Source organism: Halomonas sp. I1, assembly GCF_032334135.1.
Lineage (GTDB): Bacteria > Pseudomonadota > Gammaproteobacteria > Pseudomonadales > Halomonadaceae > Halomonas.
This window is the reverse complement of the sequence record NZ_JAVXUS010000020.1, coordinates 26,773-49,257: the sequence shown is the minus strand read 5'-3', so window position 1 is coordinate 49,257 and position 22,485 is coordinate 26,773. Positions and strand designations below refer to the sequence as shown.

Here is a 22,485-nt window from a genome sequence, read left to right as displayed (position 1 = left end):
CGTCTACCTCAGTCTCGAGCCGCTCGTGGCTCAGAACAAATGATAGCGCTGGGCCAGCGGCAGCTCGGTGGCCGGCTCGCAGGTCAGCAGCTCACCGTCGGCCCGCACTTCGTAGGTCTGTGGATCGACCTCGAGCCGTGGACAAGCCTCGTTCAGCTTCATGTGGCGCTTGCGTATGCCTCGCACGTCACGACATGCCGATAACGGACTGATCAGCCCCAGTTGCTCGCCAACCCCGGCATCGAAGGCCGCCTGGCTGACGAACGATACCCGCGTGTGACTCGCCGCTCGTCCCAAGGCGCCGAACATCGGCCGGTAATGCACCGGCTGGGGCGTGGGAATCGAGGCATTAGGGTCGCCCATGGGCGCCAGGGCGATCATGCCCCCCTTGAGGACCAGCGCCGGCTTGACACCGAAACAGGCCGGGTCCCATAGCACCAGATCGGCCAGCTTGCCGACCTCCACGGACCCCACTTCATGCGCGATGCCATGGGTCAGCGCCGGATTGATGGTGGTCTTGGCGATATACCGGCGAGCGCGAAAATTGTCGGCACCGCGTTCGACATCCTCCGGTAACAGGCCACGCTGGACCTTCATCTTGTGCGCAGTCTGCCAGGTGCGGCACACCACCTCGCCGACCCGCCCCATGGCCTGGGCATCGGAGGCGATCATGGCAATCACGCCCATGTCGTGGAGGATGTCCTCGGCGGCGATGGTCTCGCGACGAATCCGCGAATCGGCGAAGGCCACGTCCTCGGGAATCGACGGATCCAGGTGGTGGCAGACCATCAGCATGTCCAGGTGCTCGTCGATGGTGTTCACCGTGTAGGGCCGGGTCGGATTGGTAGAGGACGGCAGCACGTAATCGAGGGCACAGGCAGTGAGAATGTCCGGGGCATGCCCGCCCCCGGCGCCTTCGGTGTGATAGGTATGGATGCCACGCTCGGCGAAGGCCGCCAGGGTATCTTCGACGAATCCCGATTCGTTCAGGGTGTCGGTGTGAATGGCGACCTGGACGTCATATCGCTCGGCCACGCTCAGGCAGTTGTCGATGGAGGCCGGGGTGGTGCCCCAGTCCTCGTGCAGCTTGAGGCCCATGGCGCCCGCCTCGATCTGGGCGTCGAGCGCCTCGGGCAGGCTGGCGTTGCCCTTGCCGAGCAGGCCGATGTTCATCGGCAGTTCATCCACGGCCTGGAGCATGCGGCCGATATGCCAGGCCCCTGGTGTACAGGTCGTCGCATTGGAGCCGGTTGCCGGTCCCGTACCGCCACCCAGCATGGTGGTGACGCCGCTGGCCAGCGCTTCTTCCACCTGTTGCGGGCAGATGAAGTGAATATGCGCGTCTATGTGGCCGGCAGTGAGGATCTTGCCCTCGCCGGCGATGATCTCGGTGCCGGGACCGATGACGATCTGTACATCGGGCTGAATATCGGGGTTGCCGGCCTTGCCGATGGCCGCGATGCGCCCGCTCTTCAGCCCCACATCGGCCTTGACGATGCCCCACCAATCAAGGATCAGGGCATTGGTGATCACGGTATCCATCACCGCATCGTCATGCCGCTGGCTCTGCCCCATGCCATCACGGACCACCTTGCCACCGCCGAACTTGACCTCGTCGCCGTAAGGCGCGGCATCGCTCTCCACTTCGATCCACAACTCGGTATCGCCGAGACGCACTCGATCTCCGGTGGTGGGACCGTACATATCGGCATAGGCCTGACGACTGACCTTGTTCGGGGTCGTATCGGTCATGACGTCTCTCCCCTGCCAGCGTCGACGGATGGGGAAATTCGCGCGGCAGCGGACGCACCAGAGAGCGACCCCATCACCTCGCCGCGAAAACCGAAGACATGCCGGCTGCCGACATAGGGAATCAGCGTGACATCGCGGCTCTGCCCCGGCTCGAAGCGAATCGCCGTGCCGGCGGCTACGTCGAGACGGTACCCTCGTGCCTTGTCGCGATCGAAGACCAGCGCCGGGTTGGCCTCGGCGAAGTGGTAGTGGGAACCGACCTGAATCGGTCGATCGCCGGTGTTGGCCACCTCGAGGGTGACGCGTTCACGTCCCTCGCACAGCGCGATCTCGCCGTCCTGCAACTGGTATTCACCGGGAATCATGTTGTGGCTCCTTTCCTCACGCCTTCCCCCTCACACAATGGGGTCATGGATAGTGACCAGCTTGGTTCCATCGGGGAACGTCGCCTCCACCTGCACCTGCTCGATCATCTCGGGCACCCCTTCCATGACGTCGTCACGCCCGAGAATCTCCCGCCCTTCGCTCATCAGGTCGGCCACGCTGCGGCCGTCTCGGGCGCCCTCCATGATCTGGCAGCTGATCAACGCCATGGCCTCGGGATAATTCAGCCGGAGGCCGCGCTCACGCCGGCGCTCCGCCAGCAGGCCCGCCGTGAACAGCAACAGCTTGTCCTTGTCTCTGGGGGTCAGTTCCATCGCAATCTCCTCAAGATGTCAGAACGGCGCTTCGAGCTTCGAGCTTCGAGCTTCGAGCTTCGAGCTTCGACAAGATGATGTTCGGTGCTCGAAGCTCGTCACTGAGGCGAAGCCTCGTCAGGTTCTCCAGATCCTCGGTTCCTGGGCCCTGCGACCCACCAGCCGAGGCCGCAGCACGTCCCGGGCATGTCGGCACAGATCCCAGGCCTCGTTGCGCGCATTCCCCAGGTAACGCAACAACAGGACACCGTTGCGGGTCGTGACGGCCCAGCGAGGCGAGCCGCTCACCTCATCACGCAAGGCTGCAACCGCCTCGGCAGCGTCTTCTTCCGAGAATCCTGCCGCCCAGAGCGAGGCTTGAACCGTGGCGCCCCCCTGCCCCCAACGGCCATGAAAGCGGGGATGCTCGGGCGCCAGGGGTTGCCGTTCCAGCCACAGCGGACGCCCTTCCCGCGTCAGGTGAAAGCGTTGTTCCAGGCGGCCCGAGGTAAAGGGCAGATCGCTAGCCGGGCGACCCAGCGCCAGTATCTCCCAGCCCAGGCAGCGGGCATTGCCGGTGAGCTCGATGGTGGTGACCTGCTCGCCCCGCGAGCCATCGAAGGCGATGGTTTCCTGAGGCAGCCACTCCAGCACGCCGTCATCGGCGACCTCGAGTCGGGTGTGCTGCCGCCAAGGAACGCCCTGGCTGTCGGCGCGGTAGAGCTTGTTGGCGGCTGGCGTCGTCAATAACGCCCGGGTGCCGCGCCCCACCTCGACATCGATGTTCAATGCATCGCCACTGACCACGCCCCCGGGCGGATGCAGCAGGTAGACATGGCAGGCAGCCTTGCGCCGCCCTTCCGGATAGAAGGGTCGCTGGACCCGCAATGGCCCCCGGTGACGCGCCCGGGACAGGCAGGTCACGGTATCCCGTGCCGCAAAGCCGAGATCCAGCGACGCCACCCAGCGGCGGCCGGCATCGAAACGATGGCCCGACTCGGGGTAATGGGAAATGGCACGCGGGAAGACCGTCATCGACAAGGGTCCTGTGAATCCGATGGCTATTGCTCTTACCCTCAGCAAGTCACGTACCAACTTGGTGAAATCAACAAAAAAATATTTTAAATCAACATCATATTTTGTACACAAAGAAGTGTCCGCCCGCCGGCTTGCACCACTGACGCCGACACACGGAAGGGGTATCGCACCATCCGGGTGCGGAAGATCGAGGAGCGCACCGTCATGAAGCAACGCCTGTCCGGCATTCCCCGTCGTCTAGACACTCAGGTGCTCCTTGATCAAGGCATCGGAAAGATCGCCGATTCCGCCACGCGCCACTGTCCGGCCACGGTCCAGGATCGTGAAGCGATCGGCATACCGGCGCGCAAAGGGCAACTTCTGCTCCACCAGCAATACCGTCAGGCCATCCTCGGCGATCAGCCGGCGGATCACCTCGCCGATCTGGGTGACGATATTGGGCTGGATGCCCTCCCCAGGCTCGTCGAGAATCAACAGGCGCGGCTCCAGTACCAGGGCACGGCCGATGGCCAGCTGCTGCTGCTGACCGCCGGAGAGATCACCCCCACGGCGATGCTTCATCTCCTCGAGCACCGGGAATAGCTCATGGACGCGCTCGGGGATGGTTCGCCGACCATCGCCACGGGCGGCCAGGCCGGTTCGCAGATTCTCCTCGACGGTGAGCAGCGGAAAGATCTGCCGCCCCTGGGGCACATAGCCGATACCCAGCCGGGAGCGGTCCTCCACCCGTCGGCGAGTCAGTTCCGTGTCGTCGGCGTAGCGGATGTTCCCGGAAACCACCGCGACCTCGCCCATGACCGCCTTCATCAGGGTGGTCTTGCCCACGCCGTTGCGGCCCATCACACAGGTGCACTGCCCTGCCGGCACCTCCAGGTCCAGGTCCCACAGCGTATGGCTCTCGCCATAGTACTGGTTCAGCTTGTCGACGCTCAGCATCAGGCCGCCTCCTCCTCGGCACCCAGGTAGACCTCGATCACCTTCGGATCATTGGAGACCGTGTTCATGCTGCCTTCGGCCAGCACGCTGCCCTGATGCAGCACCGTCACGGTGCGGGCAATAGAACGCACGAAGCCCATGTCATGCTCGACGACGACCACCGACTGCTTGCCCTTGCCGGCCAGGCCGGTGAGCAGTTCGGCGGTACGCTCCATCTCCTGCTCGGTCATGCCGGCCACCGGCTCATCGACCAGCAGCAGTCGCGGCCGTTGCATCAACAGCATGCCGATCTCCAGCCACTGCTTCTGTCCGTGGGAGAGAATGCCCGCCGGCGCGTGACGCAACTCGACGAGACCAATGGTCGCCAGCACTTCCTCGATGCGGTCACGTCCTTCGCCGGTCAGGCGTGCGGTCAGCGTGGGCAGGACCCGTTTGTCGGCGGCCATGGCCAGCTCCAGGTTATCGAAGACCGTCAACGCCTCGAAGACCGTGGGCTTCTGGAACTTGCGACCGATCCCGAGGCTGGCGATCTCCGGCTCGTTCAGGGTCAGCAGGTCATGGCGGCTGCCAAACCACACCGAGCCGCTGTCGGGCCGGGTCTTGCCGGTGATGATGTCCATCATGGTGGTCTTGCCGGCGCCGTTGGGACCGATGATGCAACGCAGCTCGCCATCGTCGATGGTCAGGTTCAAGTCATCGATGGCCCTGAAGCCGTCGAAGCTGACATTGACGTCCTCCAGGTAGAGGATGGGGCCGTGGCGCACATCCACCGGAGAGTGCGCCGGCGCCAGGAAATCGAAGACGCGCTCCCGGTCGGCCAGGGATTTGAGGATGTTCATGCGGTGCTTTCCCCCGTGGTCGGTTGGGTCGTCGCGGCATGGCCTGCACGACGCCAGGGACGAAGACTCAGCAGGCCGGCGATGCCCCTGGGCAGGAAGACGGTGACCAGCACGAACATGCCGCCCAGGGCGAACAGCCAGGCATCGGGCATCACCCCGGTGAATACCGTCTTGGCATAGTTGACCAGCAGCGCGCCGATCACCGCCCCGTAGAGGGTCGCGCGGCCACCCAGCGCCACCCATAGCACCACCTCGATGGAGAAGATCGGCGAGAACTCGCTGGGATTGATAATGCCCACCTGGGGCACGTAGAGGGCGCCGGCCAGCCCGGCGAGCATCGCCGAGACCACGAAGACGAACAGTTGGAAGCGCTCGACTCGGTAGCCCAGAAAGCGTGTGCGTGCCTCGGCATCGCGGCAGGCCACGCTGACTCGGCCCAGCTTGCTGGCGACGATCGCCCGACACAGTACATAGCCCAGCGCCAGCGCAATACCGGTGGCAAGGAACAGGCCCAGCCGGGTGCCATCGTTTCTCAGGTCGACGCCCAGCAATTCGCGAAAGTCGGTGAGGCCGTTGTTGCCGCCGAAGCCCATCTCGTTGCGAAAGAAGGCCAGCATCAGGGCAAAGGTCATGGCCTGGGTGATGATCGACAGGTAGACGCCGGTGACCCTCGAACGAAACGCCAGGAAGCCGAACACCAGGGCCAGCAGGCCCGGCGCCAGCAACACCATCAAAAAGGCGAACCACGGCGTGTCGAAGCCCAGCCAGTACCATGGCAAGCTTTCCCAGTTCAGGAACACCATAAAGTCCGGCAGTATCGGATCGCCATAAGTGCCCCGATCACCGATCTGGCGCATCAGGTACATGCCCATGGCATAGCCTCCCAGGGCGAAGAAGGCGCCATGGCCGAGACTCAGAATGCCCAGATAGCCCCATACCAGGTCGACGGCCACCGCGAGCAACGCATAGCTCAGATACTTGCCGAGCAGTGTCACCGTATAGGTGGAAACATGCAGCGGATGGCCTGCCGGCACGGCCAGGTTGAGCAGGGTGACCAGTCCCAGTGCGGCCAGCAGGATGCCCAGGAACCGTCGAGTCGAGTGTTCGGAAAAAGGTCGTGTCAGCCACATGATGGTCTAGCCCTCCGCCGCCCGGCCCTTCTGCGGAAAGAGTCCGCGGGGGCGTTTCTGAATGAACAGGATGATGAACACGAGCACGACGATCTTGGCCAGCACCGCACCGGCCCAGGGCTCCAGCACCTGGTTGATGACGCCCAGCGACAGGCCCGCCACCAGGGTGCCCCAGAGATTCCCCACGCCGCCGAACACCACCACCATGAAGGAGTCGATGATGTAGTTCTGGCCCAGGTTGGGGCCCACGTTGGTGAGCTGCGAGAGCGCCACCCCGGCCAGCCCCGCCACCCCGGAGCCCAATGCGAAGGTCAGGATATCCACCCGGGTGGCGCGGATGCCCATGGCACGTGCCATGGCGCGGTTCTGGGTCACCGCCCGCACCTCGAGCCCCAATCGGGTACGACGCATGACCAGCATCAGGCCGGCGAACACCACCAGGGCAAAGCCCAGAACATAGAGCCGGTTGAGGGTCAGCGAGAGGCCCTCGTTGAGCATCAAGGAACCGCTCATCCATTCCGGCGTGACCACCGTGCGGTTCTGCGGGGAGATGACCGTGCGCACCAGCTGCTGCAGGATCAGGCTGACGCCGAAGGTGGCCAGCAGCGTCTCCAGCGGCCGCCCCTTGAGGAACTGGATGACGCCTCGTTCGATGGCCACCCCGGCCAGCGCCGCCACCAGGAAGCCGGCAGGAATCGCCAGCAGCAGCGCCAGACCCGGCTGGCCGGGCAGCAGCTGTTGCATGGCCCAGGTGGTATAGGCGCCGAGCATGATCAGTTCGCCATGGGCCATGTTGATCACGCCCATCACGCCGAAGGTGATGGCCAGACCGATGGCCGCCAGCACCAGCACCGAGCCAAGTGAAAGCCCGAAATAAAGCGTCTCCAGGCCGCGATTGAGCATCATCTTCTGCTCGATATCGGCCAGGGCCGAGGTCGCGGTGGCAGCGAGCTCGGCATCCTCGCTGCGACTGGCGGCATTCAGCGCCGAACGGACTCGGGAGTTGAGACTGCCGGCCAGGACATCCACCGCCGCGGCATCGCCCTCCTCCAGACGGTGGATGGCCAGCGCTTGCTCGAGCAGGCGACGCACCTCGGCGTCCTCCTCCTTGCCGATGACGGCCCCGAGCGGCTCGGCCAGGCTGGCATCGACGTCACCGAGCAGTGCTCTGGCCGCCTCGCGACGCTCGCCCACCTGCTCGGCATGCAGATCGATCACCGCCAGCGCCCCCTGCAATTGGCCACGCAGCGCGTTGTTGATACCGATGCGGTCCATCTCGCGACGCGACACCTCGCCGGCATCCTCGAAGCTCAGCGCATCGACCACCGGCCAATGGCGGCCGCGGTTCTCGACGACCACGACGAAGCGGTCGGTGTCCTTGTGACGCTGCAATTTTCCGCCGAGCAGCGCTTCGAGCCAGCGACGGCTGCGCGCGTCGCCGCTGGCGATGATAGTCTCGACCGCCTCGCCCTTGTCGGCGTAGGAATCGGTATCGAGTGAGTCCAGCAGGGCCTGACCGGGATCGTCCTGTGCCTGGGCGGCCAACGGCAGGCCGCACAACAGGCAGAGACACAGCAGGCCCGACAGGCAGCGTGGAAACATCCTCATGGGCGTGTCCTGTATTCGACATCTTGCGGAAAGCTGGGCTTAGCCGTCGACAGGCCTGCGTGAGGGCGCTGTGCCCCCCCTGGGCGCTACATCTGCCATCCATGGCAGATGACCCTCACTACGCCCTGTCCCCGGCGCCCAGCATCGAGCATCAAGATCGGGGTGTTATTCGGACGCCTCTTCCTCGGCCTGGCTGGCGCCGCAGCTGCCTCGAACCACGTTATAGTTCCCGCACTCCATGGGCTGGCGCCAGTCGCTGATCAGGTCCCGGGAGCCTTCCAGATAGTCGGACCAGGCATCGCCGGCCACGGTGGAAGGCGTCTCCCAGACGATGGAAAACTGGCCGTTGTCCTGAATCTCGCCGATCAGCACCGGCTTGGTGATGTGGTGGTTGGGCATCATCGTTGCGTAGCCGCCCGAGAGGTTGGGCACCGAGACGCCGATGATGGCGTCCTTGACCGCACCCACATCGGTGGTACCGGCCTTGCGCACCGCCTCTGCCCACATGTTGAAGCCGATGTAGTGGGCTTCCATGGGATCGTTGGTCACCGCCATTTCGTCGCCGGTATGCTCGATCCAGGCATCGATGAAGTCGTAGTTGGCGTCGGTATCGACGCTCATGAAGTAGTTCCAGGCAGCCATGTGCCCGAGCAGTGGGGCGGTATCGATGCCGGTGAGCTCCTGCTCGCCCACCGAGAAGGCCACCACAGGGATATCCGCGGCCTCGATGCCCTGGTTGCCCAGCTCCCGGTAGAAAGGCACGTTGGCATCGCCGTTGATGGTGGAGACCACCGCGGTCTTCTTGCCCTGGTTGCCGAACGCCTTGATCTCGGAAACGATGTTCTGCCAATCGGAATGGCCGAAGGGGGTGTAATTGACCATGATGTCGTCGTCCGCAACCCCCTGCGACGTCAGGTAGGCCTCGAGGATCTTGTTGGTGGTACGCGGATAGACATAGTCGGTGCCGGCCAGCACCCAACGCTCCACCCCGACGTTGTTCATCAGGTAATCGACGGCGGGAATGGCCTGCTGATTGGGAGCGGCACCGGTATAGAAGACGTTCTCGGAAGACTCTTCACCCTCGTACTGCACCGGATAAAAGAGCAGGCCGTCGAGTTCCTCGACGACCGGCAACACCGACTTGCGCGACACCGAGGTCCAATTGCCGAAGATGACATCGACGTCATCCCGGGCCAGCAGCTGGCGGGCCTTCTCGGCAAACAGCGGCCAGTCCGAGGCGGGATCGACCACCACGGGCTCCAGCTCGCGACCCAGCAGGCCACCCTGGGCATTCTGCTGCTCGATCAGCATCTCCACGGTCTCCTTGAGCACCGTTTCACTGATGGCCATGGTGCCGGACAGCGAGTGCAGGATACCCACCTTGATGGGCTCTTCCTGTGCCAGAGCGGGAGCGGCGACGCTCAGGCTCAGCAACGGAGCGGCCAACCAGTGAAGGCGCATGGTGCGACGACGTGGGGTCATGATGATCTCCTTGCGATCCGGGTCATTGTTCCTGGAAGCAGGTCATCGGAAGCCACGGCATGTGCCCGTCAGCTTCCTTTCTGCCATCTCCAAGGGATCTGCAAGAGCCGCACCAGAACCGCCTTAATCACAATTATTATTTCAATATCAGTCGCATAGAAAACTCCGCCTCAGCGTTCATTGCGTCGACGTCCTCTCCTGGTGCAATGCCCGGACGGAAACCGCCCCGAATCGGTGCCGACATTTCCCGCCCTGCACCCGGATCGAGCGCCAACGAAAAGACGGGGGCACCGGTCCAGGCCAGTGCCCCCGTCAGGGCATCATCCAGACTGCAGGTCAGTCGCCCTCGGGACCTCCGGTCCCGGTGGCCACCTTCATGCGCCGACGCAAGATGGGTCCGACGATGTAGGGCAGGATCAGCCCCAGGCCGGCGAACACCCACAGGCCGATGGCCAGACCGCTGTCCCAGAGGATCGTCCAGTCGCCATCCGAGATATCCATGGCATGGCGGAGATTCTTCTCCATTTCCGGCCCCAGCAGCAGACCAAGAATCACCGGCACCAACGGAATCTCGAGCTTTCTCAGCACATAGCCCGCCACCCCGAAGGCCACCATGAAGTAGAGGTCGAAGGTCGTATTGCTGATCGAGTAGATGCCCACGAAGGCGATCATGGTCACGATCGGCAGCAGATACTTCGGCGGTACCGACAGCAGCTTGACGAAGATGCCCACCAGCGGAATATTGAGCACCAGCAGCAGGAAGTTGCCGATCAGCAAGGCCGCGATCACGCCCCAGACGATGTCGGCATTCTGGGTGAACATCAACGGTCCCGGCGTGATGTTCAGCGAAATCAACAGTGCCAGCAGCACGGCAGTGGTACCGCTGCCCGGAACCCCCAGGGTCAGCATGGGGACCAACGCACCGCTGGACGCACCATTGTTGCCGGCCTCGGGACCGGCCACGCCGCGCGGGTCACCTTCGCCGAAATAGCCCTTCTTGCCGACGATCTTCTTTTCCAGCGTATAGCCGATGAAGCTGCCCAGTGAGGCCCCGGCGCCCGGCAGGACCCCGGCGATGAAACCAAGCACGCCACCCCGGATGCTCGACGGCATGATCTCGCGAATGTCCTTCCAGGAAAGTGTCAGCTTGTTGACGGTCATCTTTTCCTTACCACCACCGGCCTTGTCCTCGATGAAGAACAGCAGCTCGGAGATGGCGAACAGCCCGACGATGGCGATGATGAAGTCCACCCCTTCGTAGAGTTCCAGCACGCCGAAGGTGTAGCGCTGCACCCCGGTTGTATCGATACCCACAGTGGCAATCATCAGGCCGATGCAGGCAGCGACCACCGTCTTCATCGGGTTCTTGCCGGTAATGCCGCCCAGGGTCGCGAAGGCCAGCAGGAAGAGCGCAAAGTATTCCGCCGGGCCGAAGGTCAGGGCGAAGTCGGCCAGCAAGGGCGCCAGCAGGATGAGCCCGATGGTGGCAATCAGGCTGCCCATGAACGACGCCACGGCAGAGATCGCCAGGGCCTCGGCGGCCTTGCCCTTCCGGGCCATGGGATAGCCATCCAGACAGGTCATCATCGCCGGCTCGTCGCCGGGAATGTTGAGCAGGATCGAAGAGATGCGCCCGCCGTACATGGCGCCGGCATAGACCGCGGTGAGCATGATCAGCGCGGTCTCGGGCTGCAGCCCCAGCGTGAAGGCCAGCGGAATCAGGATCGCCACCCCATTGGCCGGCCCGAGGCCCGGCAGGGCGCCGATCAAGGTGCCAAGGAAGGCCCCCAGCAGGGCGAACATCAGGTTGTGCGGTGCCAGCGCGACCGCAAAACCGTCCATCAAGTAACCCAGGGTTTCCATCAGCCAGCCTCCAGGAACGACAGCAGACCCAGCGGCAACGCAAGGCCCAGGGCGAAGTTGAACACCAGAAACACCACGACGCCGGCCAGGGCCCCGGTCATGTAGGCCCTGGGCAGATCCGCGCCCATGCGCCAGCACAGGGTGCCCACCGCCAGAGTGGTGCTGATGATGAAACCAAGCGGCTGTAGCAGCGCGGTATAGAGCAACAGGACCACCACGGCAATGACCAGCTCGACACCGGTACGGCTCCAGGGCCAGGCGTTGTCCGGGTCAGGCCGCACGATCAGGTACAGGCTGCTCAGCACGAGCACCACGGCCAGAAGATAGGGAAAGGTTTCGGGTCCGACGGCCTCGGACCCGCCAAACGGCGCGGGGAACTGGCTGGCGCCCCAGCCGTACGCGACGGCCAGGACGATCAGCAGAACACCGAAGATACGGTCGTTGAAGGTCATCACTTGATCAACCCGATATCCTTGGAGAGTGTTTCGATGTCATCGATCTGGTTCTTGACGAATTCTTCGAACTCGCCGGCGCTCATGTGGAACGGCATCAAACCGTTCTGCTTCATGACATCCTTCCACTCATCGCTCTGGTAGATGGTGTCCATGGCGTCGGTCCAGTACTGCTTGGCGTCGTCGGAGATATCCGCCGGCATGTAGAAGCCTCGCCAGTTGGGGCCGATGGCATCGATACCCTGCTCCTTGGCAGTCGGAATATCGCTGAACTCACCGGGCAGGCGTTCTTCGGAAAGCACCGCCAGTACCCGCAGGTCACCGGACTCCATGAAGCCCTGAGCCTCGGAAATATCACCGGTGAAAGCATCGACGTGGCCACCGACCACCTGGGTCATGGCTTCACCGCCATTGTTGTAGGAGAGATAGGGAACGCGCGGCAGGTTCTCGACGCCGGCTGCCTGGGCAGCGATCAGCACCTTGAGATGATCCCAGCCCCCCTTGGCGCTACCACCGGCGAACTTGACGCTGCGCGGATCCTCCTTGAGCGCATCCATCAGCTCCGGCAGGTCGTCGTACTCGGCATCATCGGCAACGGCGATGACGCCATAGTCGGCCCCCAGAGCACCGATCCAGTTGACCATGTCGGCGTTCATGCCGGGGAACTGCCCCTGGGCCAGACGTGTCGTCGTTGCGGTGGAGGCCGCCACCAGCAACTGATCGTCGCCGGCGCGCTTGCTGACGGTATGGGCATAGGCCACGCCGCCGCCGGCACCGGCCATGTTGATGGTCTGCACACTGGCCGGAACCAGGTCCAGCTCCTCGAGGACGGTACCGACACTGCGGCAGGTGAAATCCCAGCCACCACCCGGGTCGGCGGGGGCCAGACATTCCATCTTGCCCTCCGGCTCGAAGGCCATGGCAGAACTCGCGCCGACCGTGAAGGCGGCGACGGCAACGAAAGTGAGCGGCGTCTTGATGGACATTGTTGTTGTCCCCTGAGGTCAGTGAAATGAAGATCGCTTGAAGGACGCTGACGCCTAGCTTACAATTCTGTAAGGCAGAACAACGTTCCTCAGAATGGAAAGCTAGGCGCGACGCTCCGGTGGGTCAACGCCTACCGAGGCAAATTGCGACCAAAGTTCAATCTCGTGAAACCAAGAGGCATGGCATGGCACAGGACCGTGTGGAAGCCGTCGAACGCGCCCTGACGGTGCTCGAGGCCTTCGACTCCGCCCAGGAGCATTTCACTCTCGCCGATCTCGCCCAGGCCACCGGCTTCTACAAGAGCACCCTGCTGCGACTGCTCGGATCGCTGGAGCGCCACGACTATGTGCAGCGCGGTGGTGACGGGCGCTGGCGTCTTGGTGGCAGCCCGTCGCGCCTGGCACGTCGTCACGCCCCTTCGCGCCAACTGGCCACACGCATCCAGCCGCTGCTCGACCGACTGACGGCCGAAACAGGCGAGACCGCCGCCTTGCTTGAGGCACAACCCGGGATCGCCGAATGCCGGCTGGTGGCGCTTCCCGACGCCGACCTGCGTCATGACCTCAGGCCGGGCCAACGCTGGGAAATCGACACCGTGGAGGACCCTCGCCCCTCGCTCCCCGGGGGCACCATGGAATGTCGAATGCTGTCCGGAGACCCGGACGCTCCCTCACTGTGGCTGACACTCTCGGGACCGGCGAGTCGACTCGGGCCGCAACGGGCACGCCGCGCCCTCGACGGCGCCGTGGCGAGACTCCACGAAACCGAGGAGGCGGCGTCATGACGGTACTGCTGGTGGAGGACGACCGCCTGCTGGCCGAGACCCTGGTCGGCGCTCTGGAACTCGAGGGGCATCATGTTCATCACCTGGCCGATGGCGTCGAAGCGCACGCCGCCCTCGACACACCGGATCACGGCCATGCCCTGATCCTGCTGGACCTCAACCTGCCCGGCCGCAGTGGACTGGAGGTACTGGAAGCCTTGCGGCGGCACGATAGCGATACACCGGTATTGATTCTCACCGCACGCGGTGCCGTGGAAGACCGGGTCCGTGGGCTGGATCTCGGTGCCGACGACTATCTCGCCAAGCCCTTCGCTCTGGACGAACTGGAGGCCAGGATTCGTGCCCTGCTGCGCCGTCGCGAACGCCACCAGGTACTTCAGGTCGGCTCGCTGCGCTTCGACGGCCTGGCACAACGCTTCAGCCTCGCCGACGTTCCCCTGTCACTGCCACCACGGGAACAGCGCCTGCTGGCCTGCCTGATGCATCATGCCGGCGAGCCGGTGGACAAGGCTCGACTGGCGGAGGAAGCCTTCCAGGGCGAACCCATGGGCGACAATGCCATCGAGGTCTATGTCCACCGCCTGCGCAAGCGCCTGAGCGATGACGGCGTCGCGCTGCGCACCGTGCGCGGCATCGGCTATCTGCTGGAGGCGACGTGATCACTCGGGACAGTCTCTACAGCCGCTTGCTGACGTGGTTATTGCTGCCCCTGTTGGCCCTGGGCGGGTTGATGCTGTTCCAGGCATGGCTTGATGCTCGCCAGACGGCTGATCGCGCTTTCGATCGGCTGCTGGAGGCCGCCACCCTGGCGATCGCCGAGCAGGCCCAGTGGCAGGATGATCGGCTATGGCTCGACCTGCCGCCCGCCGCACTCGAGATGCTGGCCACCGACGCCGAGGAACGCGTCTTCTACGCGATCTACGACAACCGTGGTCGCTTCGTGACCGGCAACGCCGAATTACCGGGCGTCGCCGATGATGACACCGACGCGGATGACGGGCTCTACTATCGCGACATCCAGTGGCGCGGCCTGGCCCTGCGCGAGGGCATCCGACGCACGCGCCTCGAGGACTGGCGCCAACGTGAACGCTTCGACGTGCGTGTCGCTCATACCCGGGAGGGACGCGAGCGCCTGGCCAGCCAGCTGCTGCGCGGCAACCTCGCCTATATTCTCGGTATGGCCCTGCTGGCGGCCGCTACCCTGGTGATCGCCATTCGTACCGCTCTCGCCCCGCTCACTCGCTTGCGCCGTGCGATCCGCGCCCGGGACCCGCGAACCCTGTCGCCCCTGGAACTCCCTCTGCCTCGCGAGCTGGCTGAACTGCGCGAGACGCTCAACGAGTTGCTGGCACGCATGCGCCGCGTGCGCGCCAATCAGGAACGCTTCATCGGCGATGCCTCGCATCAGCTGCGTACTCCCCTGGCGGGACTATCGGCCCGAGCCGAGCTGGCCCTGCGTCAGAACGACCCGGCCCAGTGGCACCAGGCGCTGGTCGCCATGCAGGATACCAGCGCCCGCACCTCGCGGCTGGCCATTCAACTGCTGTCGCTGACTCGTCTCGACAATCCCGAATATCGCCCGGCGCTCACCTCCGTCGCCCTCGATGACATCGCCAGGCGAGCCGTCAAGCAGCATTGGAGCGCCTGCCACCGTGACGGCGTCGACCTCGGCGTGGAGACGCCGCAGACCCCGGTCATGGTCCAGGGCCTCGACTGGCAGCTCGAAGAAGCGCTCGGCAACCTGATCGACAACGGGCGCCGCTATGGTGCCGGCCACATCACCGTTCGGGTCACCGATGCGCCCCCGGTCCTCGAGGTCAGGGATGATGGCCCCGGCATTCCCGAAGCCAGACGCTTGCTGATGCTGCGCCCCTTCCACCGCGGCAGTGACGATCCGGAGGGCTCCGGACTGGGCCTGGCCATCGTCGACGGCATCGCTCGGACCCATGGCGCACGCCTGGGTCTCGAGAACGGCCATGGCGGCCAGGGACTGAGCGTCACCCTGACCTTCCCGGGAGCTCCCTCATGAAACCTCTCACCCTGCTTCTCATGCTGCTGTTTCCGCTCACCACCACCGCCGAGACGATCCGTTACCCGGCCACCGCCGATCAGGGGCAGACAGAACGGCTGGTCGTGCACGGTGCTCTGGACATGACATACATCAAACCGTTGCTGAATGACTTCCATCGCCGCCATCCGGATATCGATCTGGTCTATCGCAACCTGGACACCCTGCCGCTCTACCGCCACTTTCGGGATACGCCCGACGAGGCCGATGTCCTCATTTCTTCCGCCATGCCCTGGCAGTACCGACTCGTCAACGACGGCCACGCCCGCCCCCTGGACACCCCCGCGTCGCGCGACTGGCCCGCCTGGGCGCGCTGGCGTCAAGAGCTTTTCGCCTTCACCTTCGAGCCTATCGTCATGGTCGTACGCCGCGAACTGATCGAGCGCCATGGTCGACCGGACAGTCACGCCGAGCTGCTGGCCACTCTGCGTGACCACCGTGACGACCTGCGCGGCCGCGTCGTCACCTACGACCCTGCGCGCAGTGGCGCCGGCTATACCTACGCGATCGAGGAGTCAAGGCTCTCGCCGCGCTACTGGGATTTGATCGCCGCGCTGGGCGATGTCGACACCGCTCTGGTGGACACCACCGGCGAGATGCTGGAAGGCCTCGGCGACGGACGTTACTGGATCGGCTACAACCTGCTGGGCAGCTATGCACACCGTGTCGTCGAGAATGACCCCGACCTCGAGATGGTAGTGCCGGATGATTACACCCTGGTCATCCAGCGTCTGGCCTTCATGCCTCGGCAGGCGCCACATCCAGGCAATGCGCGACGTTTTCTCGATTATCTGATCAGCGACGCCGGGCAAGGCGTGATTGCCAGCCAGACTGCCCTCGGCGCCATTCATCCCGAGCTCAAGGGGCCAGGCACGGCGGATGCCTGGCATGCCGAACGCGGCAACGCCCTGCACCCCCTGACGCTGGGCCCAGGACTGCTGGCGACCCTCGACGACCTGAAACGTCAGGCGCTGCTGACACGCTGGCAACGCGAGTTCAACCGCGAGGACAATGCGAACTGAAAGGCGGTGTCACAGAGGGAAGGGAAGAGTGAGAAGGGAAGAGGGAAGAGTGAGGGGTCCGGGTTCCCCGGACCACCACAACGTCGCCCTCAGGTAACGTCGCCCTCAGCGTACATAGCTGAGCTCCACCGGCGCGACTCCCCGCCCCAGCATGCCAAGCTCCCGGGCGGCACGCTTGGAAAGATCGATGACGCGCCCATCGACATAGGGGCCTCGGTCATTGATCAGAACCTCGACCTGACGGCCAGTGTCGCGGCGCGTCACCACCACCCTGGTACCGAACGGCAGGGACTTGTGAGCCGCCGTCATTGCACGCTGATCGAAGGGGACACCACTGGCAGTGGTACGCCCCTGAAAGCGGTCGCTGTAATAGGACGCCACTCCTTTCTGGATCGGCGTCAGGCCAGATTCACTGGCCACACCATCATTCGCGCAACCACACAGCATAAAGAGCGCCACGGCAAGCACGCCATGTCGCAGGAACCGGCGCCTTGCGCCATTCGTCTTGTCGGAAAACCCCATGCATCACCTCACGACGGCTTGTACGCCGATATACCGGTCTCCTCTTCCGGTAATCAGGCGCCTCGAGACGTGTCGGACGGCGTCGGGTGCTTTCCCTGCAACCAGCCGGCAGCGCCGGCTCGTGCGTTGTCGAACCAATCCAACGCGTCATGCAACGTCACCACATCGCCAACAATGATCAGTGTCGGCGGTCGAATCTTATCCACATTATCCGCCGAAGGCAAATTTGCCAGGGTTCCCACGTGCACCCTCTGACGCCGCGTGGTTCCCTGCTCGATCAGCGCCAGTGGCGTATCGGGCGACAAACCATGGGCCTGCAAGCGCTCACCGATGATGTCGAGACTGCCCAGCCCCATATAGAACACCAGGGTCTGCCCCGGATGGGCCAGGGTCGGCCAGTCCAGTTCACAGCCACCATCACGCAGATGACCGGTAATGAAACGGACCGATTGCGCATGGTCACGGTGAGTCAGAGGAATGCCGGCGTAGGCAGCACATCCCGACGCGGCGGTGATACCCGGTACAACCTCGACCATGACCCCGGCGCCGACCAGGGCTTCCAGTTCTTCACCGCCTCGACCGAAGATGAAGGGATCTCCTCCCTTGAGTCGCACGACCCGCTTCCCGGCCCTGGCCCAGTCGACCAGCGCCTGATTGATGCCCTCCTGGGGCACGCTGTGCCTGGAGCGCTCCTTTCCGACATACAGCTGCCGGGCACTGGCGTTGGCCAACGCCAGTATTTCCTCGCTCACCAGGCGATCATGCAGGATCACTTCCGCCGACTGCAGGCGCCTTAGCGCCTTGATGGTCAGCAGTTCCGGATCCCCCGGCCCGGCGCCCACCAGGCTGACCCGCCCCGGCATCGACGCGGAAGTCGACGGCGGCAAGGTATCGCTCGACGCGGCTCGGGAGGCGCTCATATTCCATATTTCCTGTACGCACGGATTTTATATGCAATAAAGTAATAAAATTTCCCGAAAATTGCCACCAGGGAAGCGATCCAAGCATATAACCGGCTCGAAATGACATCGCCCCCGCGCTGCGGGGGCGATGCTCCAGGACCGGAAGGCGCGCCTGTCAGGAACAGAAGGCACGTTTCAGCCCCGGGCGGGTCAGCTCGCCGACCAGGGTGACGACCGCCAGCACCAACGCCAGCCAGGGCCATTGTGCGGCAAAATCGATATCGAGCCAGCCCAGGGCATCGATGAAGATCACCAGGATGCCGAGCGGGCTCACATAACGCACCATGAAGAGCCACAGACCATGGACCATCGGGGACAGGCCGAGCTCCTCGCGAAGCACCTCGCTTCTGAGCACGAAACCGGCGAGCAGTGCCATGCCCAGGCCGCCCAGCGGCATCATCAGACGCGACGTCAGGAAGTCCAGCCAGTCGAAGAAGTGCTTGCCCAGCAGGGTCCATTCGGCCCCGACGTTGAACGACAGCATTGCCAGCGTGCTGATGATCCAGAGCACGATGCCGGTGCCCCAGGATGCCACGCGCCGGCTGAGTCCCTTGTTGTCGGTGAGCCAGGAGACGGTGGCCTCGACCATCGAAATCGACGAGGTCAGCGCCGCCATGGAGAGCATCACGAAGAACAGGATGCCGAACAACGTGCCCAGCGGCATGGCCTGGAAGGCCAGCGGCAGGCTCATGAAGATCAGCCCGGGCCCACTACCCGGCTCCATGCCGTTGGCGAAGATCACCGGGAAGATCGCCAGGCCTGCCATCAATGCCACCAGCGTATCGGCCACCGCCACGGTCAGGGTAGTACGGCCGATGGAGGCTTCACGTGGCAGATAACTGCCATAGGTCAGGATGGCCCCCGACGCCAGCGAGAGGGTGAAAAAGGCATGTCCCATGGCCGCCAGCATGCCCTCGCTCGAAAGGCTCGAGGCATTGAAGGCGAACAGGAAATGCACGGCATCGCCGAAGCCCCCCGAGAAGGCGCCATAGCCGATCATGATGACCAGCATGATGACCATGCCGGGCATCATCCAGCTGACACTCCTCTCGATACCGGACTGGACCCCCTTGCCGACGATCACCATGGTGGCCACCGCCACCACCGTGCTCCAGGCACCGAGGCTCCAGGGGTTAGCGTTGTTGGCGGAGAAGATGGCGGCCATGTCGTCGACACTGGAACCTGCCAGGCCGCCACTGATCATCTTCCACAGGTAGGCGAAGGACCAGCCTGCCACGACCACGTAGAAACACAGGATCATGAAACCGCACAGCATCGCCATCCAGCCAAGCAGGGACCAGGCCGACGACCGGCCCGACTCGCTGGCCATCCGCCGAATGGCATCGATGGGACTGCCTCGGCCACGTCGCCCGAGAGCGATTTCGGTCATCATGACCGGCACCCCGACCGACAGGATGCAGGCCAGATAGACAAGCACGAAGGCACCACCCCCGTACTCGCCGGTCATATAGGGGAATTTCCAGACATTGCCCAGGCCGACCGCTGAGCCGGTGGCCGCCAGGACGAAGCCCCAGCGGCCGAGCCACTGGGTACGGGGTCGTTCAGTCTTTGTCATGTTACACCAGGATCACGGAACTCTTGTTGTCGCCCGTCACGAGACATAGCAGCCTCTGGCTAGCCTATATTGTGACGGATTTTGTCGTGATTGGGCAGAGAGACGAAGGATTGTTCTAAAACTGACTCGCCTAACGCCCAACCCCCGCCGTCGCTGGCGGGGGTTGTCGGGATGTTACGGGTCAGTCGTCCTTGAGTACGCCACGACGAATCTGATCTTCCTCGATGGATTCGAACAGGGCCTTGAAATTGCCCTCGCCGAAGCCATCGTTGCCCTTGCGCTGAATGATCTCGAAGAAGATCGGGCCGATCACGGTCTTGGTGAAGATCTGCAGCAGGACGCCCTGGTCGGGACCGCCATCCACCAGCAGGTTCAGCTCGCGCAGCTCCTCGAGGTTCTCTTCATGATTGGGCACCCTGGCGTCGACCTTCTCGTAATAGGTCTCCGGGGTGGTCATGAAGGTGATGCCCTTGGCCTTGAGCGCACGCACCGTGGAATAGATATCATCGGTGGCCATGGCCAGGTGCTGAATGCCTTCGCCGTTGTATTCACGCAGGAACTCGGCGATCTGCGACGTATCATCGGCCGACTCATTGATCGGAATGTGCATCTTGCCGCAGGGCGCCGTCATTGCTCGGGAATGCAGGCCGGTCTTCTTGCCTTCGATATCGAAATAACGATTCTCGCGGAAATTGGCAAGACGCGTATAGAAATCCGCCCACACATCCATCTGGCCACGATCGACATTATGGGTCAGATGGTCCAGCACCTGCAGGCCGGCACTATTGTCACTCGCGCTGGTGCCGGGGATCGGCTCGAAATCGATGTCATAGATATTGCGCCCATCACCGTCCACCTTGTGATCGACGAAGTACAACAGGGAACCACCGATGCCTTCGACGGCCGGTATCCCCATCTCGCCGGGGCCGACCTGTACCTCGACGGCCCTGGCGCCGGTTTCGACGGCATGTTCGAACGCCTGCTTCGCATCGGCGACTCGCCAGGCCATCGCACAGGCCGACGGTCCATGCTTGGCGGCGAATTCAGCGGCATGGCTATCGGGTTCGGCATTCAGTACGAAGTTGATGTTCTCCTGCTGAAACAGGCTCACTGCCTTGGAACGATGGCGACGTGTTTCGGTAAAGCCCAGGGTCAGGAACAGCGAGCGCAGGGCCTCGATGCCCTCTTGGGTGGGTGCGGTGTACTCGACGAATTCGAAGCCATCGGTGCCGATGGGGTTGGTCTTGCTGATGGTCCGGGGCGTCTTGGCGGGAGCGTTCATGCATCCTCCGATGTCGGTTGTGGTTGTATCGGCTGTGGCCGTCATGCCGGGCACTCGGCCCTGAGATGCCTCCAGCCTAGTGCTCCCCCCGCGGTGCCGGAATGCCGGATATGCCGGTATCGACCGGCACCACACGGCATTCACCGCCCCCTGGCGTAAAGATTGTGTGACGTGCTCTATTGCGCCCCGCTCCGCCCCTCTCGTGCGTAACGAAATCTTGACACGGTGTCACGCCAGGATGACACGAAGGCCATTACCTCGTCATTGCCATCCAGGCGATCGGCCGCCACCACGGCCTTCCTGACCCTGTGCTGTCGACGAACAAGTTTGCGTGCTAACATTAAATCCCATGGTGTCGCATGGCGCGCCACCTTCATCCAGACGCCTTCATATAGAAGGTCAAAAGGATTGATTACCAAGAACAATTGGGCCTGGTCTACGCTCATTACTTATAACGGGGTCCTATCGGACCAGCGCCGCATGCAACACCCCGGCCCGGTACATTCTCCCACTCGCGTCTGAAGGATCAGGAGGACTTCCATGACCAGCGAACCGCACCTTGGACCCGTTGCCCTACCTGACTCTCGGGCCCGCCATACTGTCGAGTCTCTGCTGGAAGGTTCCGGCGTTTCCCTGAACGGCCAATCGCCCCAGGATATCCACGTCTATCACCCCGATCTTTTCTCGCGAGTCCTGCGTCAGGGCACCCTGGGGCTGGGAGAGGCCTACATGGACGGCTGGTGGGACGCTGATCGCATCGACGAGATGGTGCATCTGATGCTGCGTCACGGGCTGGGCGAACACGCCAAGACGCGTTCGGAACGCTTGAAGTATCGCCTGCAGTCGGGGGTCATCAACCTGCAGAGTCGCGCCAGGGCGTATATCGTCGGCGAGGCACACTATGACCTCGGCAACGACCTTTTTCAGCGCATGCTGGACGACACCATGTGCTATTCCTGCGGCTACTGGAAGGACGCGAGCAATCTGCACGAGGCCCAGGTGGCCAAGCTCGATCTCGCCTGCCGCAAGCTGGATCTGAAACCCGGCATGCGTGTTCTGGACATCGGATGCGGCTGGGGCAGCTTTGCCGAACACGCCGCACGCCATTATGGTGTCGAGGTCACCGGCATCACCATCTCACGCGAGCAGGCCGAACTGGCCCGAGAACGCTGCAAGGGGCTGCCGGTCGAGATCCTTCTCGAGGACTATCGCGACCTGGAGGGGACCTTCGACCGCATTGTCTCGATCGGCATGTTCGAACACGTCGGCCACCGCAACTACGCCACCTACTTCGATACGGTGCAACGCCTGCTGGCGAAGGACGGCCTCTTCGTCCTCCACACCATCGGGTCCAACAAGTCGGATATCGGTGCCGACCCCTGGATTCATCGCTATATCTTTCCCAACGGCGTCCTGCCGTCGATCAAGCATATTGCCGAGGCCAGTGAAGGCAAGCTGTTGATGGAAGATTGGCAGAACTTCGGGGCCGACTATGACCGTACCCT

General features: G+C 63.5%; 21 protein-coding genes. 5 read left to right on the top strand and 16 right to left on the bottom strand.

What is annotated here, in order from left to right:
- Positions 1 to 30: 30 nt before the first annotated feature.
- The 12 genes from ureC to RSO41_RS16325 all read right to left on the bottom strand — a co-directional run bounded on the left by ureC (position 31) and on the right by RSO41_RS16325 (position 12,763).
- Entirely contained in the window at positions 31 to 1,752 is a 1,722-nt protein-coding gene (gene ureC, locus RSO41_RS16380) for an urease subunit alpha (RefSeq protein WP_315620288.1), read from the bottom strand.
- A complete protein-coding gene (locus RSO41_RS16375) occupies positions 1,749 to 2,117 on the bottom strand; it encodes an urease subunit beta (protein WP_315620286.1) in 369 nt (122 codons plus the stop codon). The genes ureC and RSO41_RS16375 overlap by 4 nt, the downstream gene beginning before the upstream one ends.
- Positions 2,118 to 2,147: 30 nt before the next feature.
- Complete coding sequence (locus RSO41_RS16370; protein WP_315620285.1) at positions 2,148 to 2,450, bottom strand: urease subunit gamma; 303 nt, start codon at positions 2,448 to 2,450, stop codon at positions 2,148 to 2,150.
- Between the two features lie 117 nt (positions 2,451 to 2,567).
- Complete coding sequence (locus RSO41_RS16365; protein ID WP_315620284.1) at positions 2,568 to 3,464, bottom strand: urease accessory protein UreD; 897 nt, start codon at positions 3,462 to 3,464, stop codon at positions 2,568 to 2,570.
- Positions 3,465 to 3,704: 240 nt separating this feature from the next.
- Entirely contained in the window at positions 3,705 to 4,403 is a 699-nt protein-coding gene (gene urtE / locus RSO41_RS16360) for an urea ABC transporter ATP-binding subunit UrtE (RefSeq protein WP_315620283.1), read from the bottom strand.
- Positions 4,403 to 5,242, bottom strand: a complete 840-nt coding sequence (gene urtD / locus RSO41_RS16355; RefSeq protein ID WP_315620282.1) for an urea ABC transporter ATP-binding protein UrtD — start codon at positions 5,240 to 5,242, stop codon at positions 4,403 to 4,405. Before urtD ends, urtE begins: the two co-directional genes overlap by 1 nt.
- The gene (urtC, locus tag RSO41_RS16350; RefSeq protein WP_315620281.1) at positions 5,239 to 6,372 is read right to left on the bottom strand and encodes an urea ABC transporter permease subunit UrtC; all 1,134 of its coding nucleotides are present in this window, start codon (positions 6,370 to 6,372) and stop codon (positions 5,239 to 5,241) included. Before urtC ends, urtD begins: the two co-directional genes overlap by 4 nt.
- A 6-nt stretch (positions 6,373 to 6,378) precedes the next feature.
- Positions 6,379 to 7,980 carry an urea ABC transporter permease subunit UrtB gene (gene urtB, locus RSO41_RS16345; protein ID WP_315620280.1) on the bottom strand — a complete coding sequence of 534 codons (1,602 nt, stop codon included), beginning with the start codon at positions 7,978 to 7,980 and terminating at the stop codon, positions 6,379 to 6,381.
- Positions 7,981 to 8,145: 165 nt separating this feature from the next.
- Positions 8,146 to 9,441, bottom strand: a complete 1,296-nt coding sequence (urtA, locus tag RSO41_RS16340) for an urea ABC transporter substrate-binding protein (protein WP_410000352.1) — start codon at positions 9,439 to 9,441, stop codon at positions 8,146 to 8,148.
- Positions 9,442 to 9,798: 357 nt separating this feature from the next.
- Entirely contained in the window at positions 9,799 to 11,325 is a 1,527-nt protein-coding gene (locus RSO41_RS16335) for a tripartite tricarboxylate transporter permease (protein ID WP_315620278.1), read from the bottom strand.
- Positions 11,325 to 11,777, bottom strand: coding sequence for a tripartite tricarboxylate transporter TctB family protein (locus RSO41_RS16330; protein WP_315620306.1), 453 nt, complete (start codon positions 11,775 to 11,777; stop codon positions 11,325 to 11,327). The genes RSO41_RS16335 and RSO41_RS16330 overlap by 1 nt, the downstream gene beginning before the upstream one ends.
- Positions 11,777 to 12,763 carry a Bug family tripartite tricarboxylate transporter substrate binding protein gene (locus tag RSO41_RS16325; protein WP_315620277.1) on the bottom strand — a complete coding sequence of 329 codons (987 nt, stop codon included), beginning with the start codon at positions 12,761 to 12,763 and terminating at the stop codon, positions 11,777 to 11,779. The genes RSO41_RS16330 and RSO41_RS16325 overlap by 1 nt, the downstream gene beginning before the upstream one ends.
- A gap of 185 nt (positions 12,764 to 12,948) precedes the next feature.
- Here RSO41_RS16325 and RSO41_RS16320 point away from each other — a divergent pair, with 185 nt between their 5' ends.
- The 4 genes from RSO41_RS16320 to RSO41_RS16305 are packed head-to-tail and all read left to right on the top strand — an operon-like array spanning position 12,949 to position 16,638.
- The gene (locus RSO41_RS16320) at positions 12,949 to 13,548 is read left to right on the top strand and encodes a helix-turn-helix domain-containing protein (protein ID WP_315620276.1); all 600 of its coding nucleotides are present in this window, start codon (positions 12,949 to 12,951) and stop codon (positions 13,546 to 13,548) included.
- The gene (locus tag RSO41_RS16315; protein WP_315620275.1) at positions 13,545 to 14,207 is read left to right on the top strand and encodes a response regulator transcription factor; all 663 of its coding nucleotides are present in this window, start codon (positions 13,545 to 13,547) and stop codon (positions 14,205 to 14,207) included. Before RSO41_RS16320 ends, RSO41_RS16315 begins: the two co-directional genes overlap by 4 nt.
- Positions 14,204 to 15,577, top strand: a complete 1,374-nt coding sequence (locus tag RSO41_RS16310; RefSeq protein ID WP_315620274.1) for a sensor histidine kinase — start codon at positions 14,204 to 14,206, stop codon at positions 15,575 to 15,577. Before RSO41_RS16315 ends, RSO41_RS16310 begins: the two co-directional genes overlap by 4 nt.
- Positions 15,574 to 16,638 carry an ABC transporter substrate-binding protein gene (locus RSO41_RS16305; protein ID WP_315620273.1) on the top strand — a complete coding sequence of 355 codons (1,065 nt, stop codon included), beginning with the start codon at positions 15,574 to 15,576 and terminating at the stop codon, positions 16,636 to 16,638. The genes RSO41_RS16310 and RSO41_RS16305 overlap by 4 nt, the downstream gene beginning before the upstream one ends.
- Positions 16,639 to 16,743: 105 nt before the next feature.
- Here the strand turns inward: RSO41_RS16305 and RSO41_RS16300 are convergent, their stop codons facing one another.
- The 4 genes from RSO41_RS16300 to hppD all read right to left on the bottom strand — a co-directional run bounded on the left by RSO41_RS16300 (position 16,744) and on the right by hppD (position 20,980).
- Complete coding sequence (locus RSO41_RS16300; protein ID WP_410000350.1) at positions 16,744 to 17,160, bottom strand: septal ring lytic transglycosylase RlpA family protein; 417 nt, start codon at positions 17,158 to 17,160, stop codon at positions 16,744 to 16,746.
- A 53-nt stretch (positions 17,161 to 17,213) separates the two neighbouring features.
- Positions 17,214 to 18,023 carry a uroporphyrinogen-III C-methyltransferase gene (cobA, locus tag RSO41_RS16295; RefSeq protein WP_410000351.1) on the bottom strand — a complete coding sequence of 270 codons (810 nt, stop codon included), beginning with the start codon at positions 18,021 to 18,023 and terminating at the stop codon, positions 17,214 to 17,216.
- Positions 18,024 to 18,237: 214 nt separating this feature from the next.
- Positions 18,238 to 19,698 (bottom strand): sodium-dependent transporter, encoded by a 1,461-nt coding sequence (locus tag RSO41_RS16290; RefSeq protein ID WP_315620270.1) that lies wholly within the window; start codon positions 19,696 to 19,698, stop codon positions 18,238 to 18,240.
- 181 nt (positions 19,699 to 19,879) lie between these two features.
- A complete protein-coding gene (gene hppD, locus RSO41_RS16285; RefSeq protein ID WP_315620269.1) occupies positions 19,880 to 20,980 on the bottom strand; it encodes a 4-hydroxyphenylpyruvate dioxygenase in 1,101 nt (366 codons plus the stop codon).
- Between the two features lie 540 nt (positions 20,981 to 21,520).
- Here hppD and cfa point away from each other — a divergent pair.
- Positions 21,521 to 22,485 (top strand): cyclopropane fatty acyl phospholipid synthase (gene cfa / locus RSO41_RS16280; protein ID WP_315620268.1); only part of this gene is annotated, 965 nt, incomplete at its 3' end.

Bases quoted from the DNA above. Each gene is read 5' to 3' on its own strand.
- RSO41_RS16290 (WP_315620270.1), bottom strand. From the start codon at position 19,698: ATGACAAAGACTGAACGACCCCGTACCCAGTGGCTCGGCCGCTGGGGC.
- RSO41_RS16315 (WP_315620275.1), top strand. From the start codon at position 13,545: ATGACGGTACTGCTGGTGGAGGACGACCGCCTGCTGGCCGAGACCCTG.
- urtE (WP_315620283.1), bottom strand. From the start codon at position 4,403: ATGCTGAGCGTCGACAAGCTGAACCAGTACTATGGCGAGAGCCATACG.
- urtB (WP_315620280.1), bottom strand. From the start codon at position 7,980: ATGAGGATGTTTCCACGCTGCCTGTCGGGCCTGCTGTGTCTCTGCCTG.
- urtC (WP_315620281.1), bottom strand. From the start codon at position 6,372: ATGTGGCTGACACGACCTTTTTCCGAACACTCGACTCGACGGTTCCTG.
- RSO41_RS16305 (WP_315620273.1), top strand. From the start codon at position 15,574: ATGAAACCTCTCACCCTGCTTCTCATGCTGCTGTTTCCGCTCACCACC.
- RSO41_RS16335 (WP_315620278.1), bottom strand. From the start codon at position 11,325: ATGGAAACCCTGGGTTACTTGATGGACGGTTTTGCGGTCGCGCTGGCA.
- hppD (WP_315620269.1), bottom strand. From the start codon at position 20,980: ATGAACGCTCCCGCCAAGACGCCCCGGACCATCAGCAAGACCAACCCC.
- urtD (WP_315620282.1), bottom strand. From the start codon at position 5,242: ATGAACATCCTCAAATCCCTGGCCGACCGGGAGCGCGTCTTCGATTTC.
- RSO41_RS16375 (WP_315620286.1), bottom strand. From the start codon at position 2,117: ATGATTCCCGGTGAATACCAGTTGCAGGACGGCGAGATCGCGCTGTGC.
- RSO41_RS16325 (WP_315620277.1), bottom strand. From the start codon at position 12,763: ATGTCCATCAAGACGCCGCTCACTTTCGTTGCCGTCGCCGCCTTCACG.
- RSO41_RS16365 (WP_315620284.1), bottom strand. From the start codon at position 3,464: ATGACGGTCTTCCCGCGTGCCATTTCCCATTACCCCGAGTCGGGCCAT.
- RSO41_RS16330 (WP_315620306.1), bottom strand. From the start codon at position 11,777: ATGACCTTCAACGACCGTATCTTCGGTGTTCTGCTGATCGTCCTGGCC.
- ureC (WP_315620288.1), bottom strand. From the start codon at position 1,752: ATGACCGATACGACCCCGAACAAGGTCAGTCGTCAGGCCTATGCCGAT.
- cobA (WP_410000351.1), bottom strand. From the start codon at position 18,023: ATGCCGGGGCGGGTCAGCCTGGTGGGCGCCGGGCCGGGGGATCCGGAA.
- RSO41_RS16300 (WP_410000350.1), bottom strand. From the start codon at position 17,160: ATGGGGTTTTCCGACAAGACGAATGGCGCAAGGCGCCGGTTCCTGCGA.
- RSO41_RS16320 (WP_315620276.1), top strand. From the start codon at position 12,949: ATGGCACAGGACCGTGTGGAAGCCGTCGAACGCGCCCTGACGGTGCTC.
- RSO41_RS16370 (WP_315620285.1), bottom strand. From the start codon at position 2,450: ATGGAACTGACCCCCAGAGACAAGGACAAGCTGTTGCTGTTCACGGCG.
- urtA (WP_410000352.1), bottom strand. From the start codon at position 9,441: ATGCGCCTTCACTGGTTGGCCGCTCCGTTGCTGAGCCTGAGCGTCGCC.